The organism is Gemmatimonadaceae bacterium, from assembly GCA_019637445.1.
In the GTDB taxonomy this organism is placed as follows: domain Bacteria; phylum Gemmatimonadota; class Gemmatimonadetes; order Gemmatimonadales; family Gemmatimonadaceae; genus Pseudogemmatithrix.
Map to the genome: position 1 here is coordinate 78,073 of JAHBVS010000004.1, position 7,185 is coordinate 85,257.

The window sequence follows — 7,185 nt, forward strand, 5'->3', positions numbered from 1 at the left end:
TGATGACTGCGTCCTCCCTCACCGCGCCCCAGCCCACTGCCGCGCCCCGCGTCTCCGTGCTTGTCCCCGCCAAGGACGAGGCCGAGAACCTGCCCGAGTTCCTGCGCCAGTGCGAGGAGATCGTGCGCGCGGCGACCGTGCCCTATGAGGTCGTCGTCGTGGATGACGGCTCGGACGACGCGACCGCGCAGGTCTTGGTCGAGCAGCAGCGGAAGTATCCCTGGCTGCAGGTCGCCACGCATCGCGCCCAGCGTGGCATCGCCGACGCCCTGCGCACGGGCTACCTCAAGGCGCGCGGCGACATCCTGGTGTTCTATCCCGCCGACCTGCAATTCAGGCCCGAGGACATCCCACGGCTCGTGCAGCCCATCCTCGATGGGCAGTCGGACATGGTCACGGGCTACAAGCAGGGCAAGTACGAGAAGGCCTTCGTGTCGGGCATCTACAACGGACTCTCGCGCAGCCTGTTTGACATTCCTGTGCGCGACCTCAACAACGTGAAGGCGTATCGCCGCGAGATCATGGCTGACCAGCCGGTGCGTCCGGACTGGCACCGCTACATGATCGTGCTCGCGCACGCGCAGGGGTACACGGTCGCCGAGGTGCCGGTGCCGTTGTATCCGCGGCACGCGGGGAAGTCGAAGTTCGGGCTGAGCCGCATTCCCATCGGCGTGCTCGACATGCTGGCGGTGTGGTTCGAGCTGCGCTTCGGGCAGAAGCCGTTGCTGGCGTTCGGGATGCTCGGCGCCGCGTTGTTCGCGCTCGGCGTGCTCGCCGGGCTGGCGGCTTTGGTCGTGCTGCTGACGCAGGGTATCGGGTTGCGCTGGGTATGGACGTTGATCCAGACCTGCCTCATCCTCGGCTCGGTGTTCTTCGCCACGGGACTGCTTGGCGAGCAGATCGCCGTGACGCGGGCGGAGCAGCGGGAGTTGCGGCGGTTGTTGGAGGAAGCGACGGCGAGGGATCGCGCCGGCCGATGAGCGGCCCCCGCGTCCTGTTCGTCACGCACAACTATCCCCGCCACTCCACGGACGCCGCGGGATCGTTCCTGCATCGCCTCGCGCTGGCATTGCGCGCGGGTGGCTGCGAGATCCACGTGTTGACGCCCTCGGCGCCGGGCCTGCCACGCGAGGAGACGCTCGACGGCGTCTCGATCAGGCGCTTCCGCTATGCGCCGAGTGGAATGGAATCGCTCGCGTACACGGGTACGATGGCAGAACAGGTGCTGGGCACCCTGCGCGGAAAGGCGGCACTGGCTGGACTGCTGACCGTGGGGACGATGGCGGTGCGGCGGGCCATCGAGGAAGTCGCGCCAGACCTCGTGCACGCACACTGGTGGTTCCCGTCGGGCCTGCTGGCGCTCGGCGCCGACCGCGAGGTGCCGGTCATCACGACGATGCACGGCAGCGACGTACGCCTCGCGCGCAAGGTGAAGTATGTGCATCCGCTGTTCCGCCGCGTGATGCGGCGCTCGGCAGCGGTCACGGCGGTCTCGGGCTGGTTGGCCGGTGAGGCGCGTGCGATGGCGCCAAAGGCGAACATCGAAGTGGCGCCGATGCCGGCCGACACCGGCCTGTTCACGGCGAAGAAGACGCCGCGCTTGCCGGGGCGCTTCCTGTTTGTCGGCCGCCTCAACGATCAGAAGGGTGCGGCCGACCTGCTCGAGGCGCTGTCCTGGGCGCCGCAGTGCACGGTGGACATCGTCGGTGAGGGCGAGCTGCGCGACGCGCTGCGCCGGAGGGCAGATGCGCTGGGGGTCGCCGACCGTGTGCATTGGCATCCGGCGGCTGAACGCCAAGCGCTTCCGGATCTCTTCCGCCGCTCACTCGCCGTTGTGATGCCCTCGCGAGAGGAAGGGCTCGGCCTGGTGGCCGTCGAGGCGCAGCTCTGCGCGACGCCGGTGATCGCCTACAAGAGCGGCGGACTCACCGACATCGTGAGTCACGAGTGGGCCGGTGTGTTGGTCCCGACTGGCGACACGCGGGCGATGGCCGACGCGATGACGCGATTCGCCGAGCGGCCGGAGCGCTCCGATGCCGATGGCACGACGGCACGCGCCGCGATGGTCGATCGTTTCTCGCCGTCGGCAGTTGCCGCGAACTATCGCGGACTCTACGAGGCCGTCCTGAGCGAGCGGAACTGAGTGCGCGCGACCTGGCGTGTCGCGCAGGCCCTGTTCGTGCTCGCGGTGCTTGGCTTCGCGGCACGGCTTGTCGCTCGCCACTGGGCCGAGCTGCGCGCATTGTCCGCGTCACTGACCCCGGCTTGGGGAGCCATCGCGTGGTCCTGCGGCATTGTCCTCGTGAGCTACGCGGTGCTCATCGCCACCTGGCAGGCGATGCTGCGGGCTTGGGGCTCGCCAATCGGGGCCCTCGACGGCGCGCGGATCTGGTTCGTGTCCAACCTCGGGCGCTACCTCCCGGGCAAGGTCTGGCAGATCGCCGCGATGGGTGTGATGGCACAGCGTGTGGGTGTCGCGCCTGAGGCGGCCGTGGGAAGTTCGTTGGTGATTGCGGTGGTGAACATCCTCGCGGGATTCTCCGTCGCCGCGCTGACGGGCGCGGAGACGTACCGCTTACTGGGGATTGCGGGCCCGGCGCTCTGGGGGCCCATCGTGCTCCTTGTTGTCGGCACGCTTTCCCTGCCGTGGACGCTGGCGCCGGCGCTGCGACTGCTCGGCCGGCTCACGAAGCGGCAGATCGTCGAGCCAAGACTGCCCGTCTCCGCCATCGCTGTCGCGTTTCTTGGATGCGCACTGGCCTGGGCCCTCTACGGCGTCGCCTTTCAGGAGCTGTCGATCGGTCTGATCCCAGGCGCCGGCGCTGGAGAAGCCGGCCCATACGTGGCAGTTTTCACCCTGTCCTACTTGGCGGGCTTCCTGGCCCTCTTTGCCCCTGGCGGCATCGGGGTACGGGAGGTGTCGCTGGGAGCCCTGCTTGTCGGGACGGGCCTGAGCACGGCCGCCGAGGCGACGGTGTTGGTGCTGGCCTCGCGGCTGTGGTTGACCCTGTTGGAGATCCTGCCCGGCCTGATGTTCCTCGCGTGGCCTCGGTCGCGCGCCACGCTTCGCGAATCCGTTCCGCCCACGACGTGACGACCGCCTCGACGCCTTCCGATACCGCCCCGCCATACGCCTTTGCCTGGGCGACGCTCGCCTGCGTGCTGGCCGCGCTCACCTTGGCGCACCCCGCGCTGGGTGGCGCCTTCCTGGTGAATCCAGTCAGCGACCAGTACATCGCCGGCTATCCGTTCCGCGAGTTTGCGGCGGCCTCGCTGCGGGCAGGGGAGGGGATCCCGCAGTGGAATCCCTACCTGATGGGCGGCATGCCGTACATCGCCGCGATGCACGGCGACATCTTCTATCCGACGTTCCTGCTCCGGATGATCCTCCCCACCGACGTCGCGATGACTTGGGGGATGATCCTACACCTGATGCTTGCTGGCGTGGCGGGCTACGCCTTCCTGCGCGCCATCGGTGTGTCCTTTGCCGCAGCCTTGGTCGGCGGCATTGCGTACATGATGAGCGGGCAGGTCGCCTCGCTGGTCTCGCCTGGGCACGACGGCAAGCTGTTCGTCTCGGCGCTGTTGCCCGTGACGATGCTCGTGTTGACCTGGGGAATCCGTGATGGCAGGCGCTTCGCCTGGGGGCTGCTGGCGATCATCGTCGGACTCGGGGTGCTCTCGCCGCATCCGCAGCTGCTGCAGTACCTGTTGCTCGCGAGTGGCGCCTGGGCGCTGATGCTGGCGTTCGGCGGCGTGGGTGCCACGGCCGCTGGCGGCACAGGCGGGCGCGGCGGTTCCGACGGGTCCGTGCTCCCGCGCGGCGAGGCCGTCAAGCGACTTGGCTTCGCTCTCGCTGCGGTCGCGCTCGGGATGCTGATGGGCGCCGTGCAGTACCTGCCGGTGATGGAGTACGTGGACTGGTCACCGCGCGCGGGTGGGCGTGACTACTCGTATGCGACCTCGTTCTCGATGCCGATCGAGGAGCTGTTCAATACGTACCTGCCGCAGTTCACGGGCATCCTCGACAACTATTGGGGCCGCAACGGCATCCACTTCCATTCCGAGTACATCGGTGCTGGCGTGCTGTTTCTCGCCGCCGCGAGTTTCCTGCGTGGCACCAGCGATGCTTCGCGTCGGAAGCTGCTGTGGTTCTTCACGGGCCTGCTGGTGGTGTCGATGCTCTGGGCGCTGGGTGGGAACACGCCGTTCTATCGCATCGTGTACGCGCTTGTGCCGGGCTCCAAGTATTTCCGCGCGCCGAGCACGATCTTCTTCTTGACGACGTTTGCCGCGGCGGTGCTGGCCGCGTTCGGCACGGAGCGGTTGCTCAAGGCGGAGATTCCACGGTTGTGGCTCGGGGTTGGTGCCGGCATCGGCGCGGGCATCGCGCTGCTGGCGACGGTGGGCGTGTTCCAGCAAATGGCGATGACGATTGCCTTGCCGCAGCAGGTGGACAGCGTGGATGCGAATACGAGCGCGGTGGTGATGGGCGCCTGGCGCTCGCTGCTGTTTCTTGGGGCGACGATAGCGATTGCTTACGGCGTCGGGACGAGGAAGCTCACGCCGACGCTCGCCGGGTGGCTGCTTGCGGCGGTCACGGTCGCGGATCTCTGGAGCATCGAGCGGCTGTACTGGAAGTTCATGCCGCCGGCAAACGTGATTTATGCGTCGGATCCCGCGATCGAGCACATCAAGGCCGAGTCAGAGCCGGTGCGGGTGGCGACACTGCCGTTCGACAACGGTGCGGTCTACCACGATCCCAACCTCGCGCTGGACGGCCTGATGGTCCACGGCGTGCGAATCGTGACTGGCTATCACGGCAACGAACTGGGTCGATATCAGTTGTTGAAGGGGAGTGACCAAGGCTACCGGCAGATGGGCAACCCGACGTTCTGGGGCCTCATGAACATCAAGTATCTCTATACAAACGTCGCCGACCTCGGACTTGAGGGCGCGAAGACACCGGTCGGGCCCATTCGTACGGCTGCCGGCACTCAGGTATGGTTGCATGAATTGCCGGGCGAGCATCCCTTCGCTTGGGTCGCCCCCGTCATCGCGAAGTTCACGGATGAGCAGGTCCTCGAAGCTCTGCGTGTGCCGACCTTCCCCTACCAAAGCGTTGCGTTGCTGCCCAACGAGTCCAGCACGCCGGCCGTTCCGCTGACTTCGCTGCCGCAGCCCACGGGCATCAAGACGCGCACCACCGGCTACAAGCCCGGCGCGTTCACGGTCGAGTTGGAAACGCCGGCCCCCTCCGGATCCGCGCTCGTTGTCAGCGAAAACTTCTATCCCGGCTGGACCGCTGTTGTCGATGGCCAGCCGGCGACGGCCGAGCGCGCGGATCTCTCGCTGATGGCGGTGGCACTGCCAGAGGGCGCGCGGAAGGTGGAGTTCCGCTTCGATTCGCCGCCGTATCATACGGGGCGGGGCATCACGCTGGCCGTGCTCGGGCTCGCGCTCGCAATGCTCGGCGCCGGCGCGGTGGTCGACAGGAAGAAGGGAACGGCGGCGGCGGCGGAGCCCGCCAATGCCTAGGCGCGTCACCCCAATGCCGAAGGCCCACGCCAGCGCCAACGTCAAGGCGCTGGTCATCACGCCGACATACAACGAACGCGCCAACGTCCCCACGCTGATCGACCGCGTCCTCGAGCAGGACTCGCGGATCGAGATGCTCTTCGTCGACGACAACTCGCCCGACGGCACCGGCGACCTGATCGACGGCATCGCCAAGGAGAACCCGCGCATCCACCTGCTGCGGCGCCCGGGCAAGATGGGACTCGGCACCGCCTATCGCGACGGATTCCGCTGGGCCCTGGCGCGCGACTACGAGCTGATCTTCGAGATGGACGCCGACTTCAGCCACGATCCCGACCACCTGCCGGAGTTCCTGGCGGCGGCGGAGCAGGCGGACTTCGTGCTGGGCTCGAGGTACCTCAACGGCAAGGTCACGGTGGTGAACTGGCCCATGAGCCGCCTCATGCTGAGCTACGGCGCGAACATCTACGCCCGCATCGTGACGGGGCTCAGGCTCTGGGACGCCACCGGCGGCTTCAAGTGCTTTCACCGGCGCGTGCTGGAAAGCATCAACCTCGATGACGTGCGCTCGAACGGTTATGCCTTTCAGATCGAGATGAGTTTCCGGGCCACGAAGAAGGGGTTCAAGCCGATCGAGATCCCCATCGTCTTCGCGGACCGAACCGAAGGCGAGAGCAAGATGTCCGGGCATATCGTGCGCGAGGCCATCTTCATGGTCTGGCGCCTGCGTTGGTGGGCGCTGACGGGGCGGGTCTGAGCCGCCGAACCCTAGCTCATCTAGGTGGATTCATCGGAGAGTATGAGCCTCAAGTTCTGGAAGATGTCCGGCTCCGGAAACGATTTCGTCTTCGTGGACGGAATCGCGGACCGACTGGCGGCCAAGCGGGCCTCGGATCCAGGTTTCGTCCGGGAGGTCTGTGCCGCCCATACGGGCGTCGGAGCGGACGGCGTCGCGGTCTTCCAAGCTTCTGACACGGAAGACTTTAGGCTGGACTACTTCAACCGCGATGGGAGCGTCGGCGAGCTCTGTGGAAACGCCTCGCTCTGCGCGACGCGCCTGTCCGTCGAGCTCGGCCACGCCAAGCCCGGAGGGCTGACGTTCGGCACCCTGGCCGGGGTCATTTCCGGGCGCCTTCGAGAGGGCCGCCCCGAGATCGACCTCCAGCCGGTCCAAGGGCTGCGAGCCGACGCCGGGATCTCCCGGCAGAGCGGGGAGTCGGCGATGGGCTTCGCGGACACCGGGGTTCCGCACCTCGTCGTGCGCACGCCGGACCTCAAGAGCGTTCCGTTGGCCGACCGTGGTCCCGAGCTGCGGTTCCACTCGAGCCTCAAGGCCGGGGCCAACGTGAACTGGGTGGCGCGAGGCGCCGACGGTCGCTGGGCGATGCGGACCTACGAGCGCGGGGTCGAAGCCGAGACCTTGGCCTGTGGTACGGGCGCCGTGGCCTGCGCGGCCGTGCTGGCCGCCTGGGGGGAGTCCGGCGACGAGACGGACCTGGTGACCAAGTCCGGCCGGATGCTCAGCGTGCGGCTCCGACGCTCCGGCGACCAGCTCTTGCCGACGCTGGCGGGTGAGGGGCGGATTGTCTTCGAGGGCTCGTTGCGGGAGCTCTGAACTCCGCTGCTGGGACGGACTGACGCAATTGC

6 protein-coding genes are annotated in these 7,185 nt (G+C 67.5%); all 6 read left to right on the top strand.

Annotation, left to right across the window (positions count from 1 at the left end; genetic code table 11):
* Positions 1-2 precede the first annotated feature (2 nt).
* The 6 genes from KF709_14770 to KF709_14795 are packed head-to-tail and all read left to right on the top strand — an operon-like array spanning position 3 to position 7,153.
* Positions 3-980 (top strand): glycosyltransferase, encoded by a 978-nt coding sequence (locus tag KF709_14770; protein ID MBX3175668.1) that lies wholly within the window; start codon positions 3-5, stop codon positions 978-980.
* Positions 977-2,143: a glycosyltransferase gene (locus KF709_14775; GenBank protein MBX3175669.1), complete on the top strand. Its 1,167-nt coding sequence runs from the start codon at positions 977-979 to the stop codon at positions 2,141-2,143. The genes KF709_14770 and KF709_14775 overlap by 4 nt, the downstream gene beginning before the upstream one ends.
* Entirely contained in the window at positions 2,144-3,094 is a 951-nt protein-coding gene (locus KF709_14780) for a flippase-like domain-containing protein (protein MBX3175670.1), read from the top strand.
* Positions 3,091-5,538, top strand: coding sequence for a hypothetical protein (locus KF709_14785; protein ID MBX3175671.1), 2,448 nt, complete (start codon positions 3,091-3,093; stop codon positions 5,536-5,538). The genes KF709_14780 and KF709_14785 overlap by 4 nt, the downstream gene beginning before the upstream one ends.
* 13 nt (positions 5,539-5,551) lie before the next feature.
* Positions 5,552-6,295: a polyprenol monophosphomannose synthase gene (locus KF709_14790; GenBank protein MBX3175672.1), complete on the top strand. Its 744-nt coding sequence runs from the start codon at positions 5,552-5,554 to the stop codon at positions 6,293-6,295.
* Between the two features lie 42 nt (positions 6,296-6,337).
* Positions 6,338-7,153 (top strand): diaminopimelate epimerase, encoded by an 816-nt coding sequence (locus KF709_14795; protein ID MBX3175673.1) that lies wholly within the window; start codon positions 6,338-6,340, stop codon positions 7,151-7,153.
* Positions 7,154-7,185 lie beyond the last annotated feature (32 nt).

Excerpts from the sequence above, each read along its gene's own strand:
- KF709_14770 (MBX3175668.1), top strand. The coding sequence starts at position 3 with ATGACTGCGTCCTCCCTCACCGCGCCCCAGCCCACTGCCGCGCCCCGC.
- KF709_14775 (MBX3175669.1), top strand. The coding sequence starts at position 977 with ATGAGCGGCCCCCGCGTCCTGTTCGTCACGCACAACTATCCCCGCCAC.
- KF709_14790 (MBX3175672.1), top strand. The coding sequence starts at position 5,552 with ATGCCGAAGGCCCACGCCAGCGCCAACGTCAAGGCGCTGGTCATCACG.
- KF709_14795 (MBX3175673.1), top strand. The coding sequence starts at position 6,338 with ATGAGCCTCAAGTTCTGGAAGATGTCCGGCTCCGGAAACGATTTCGTC.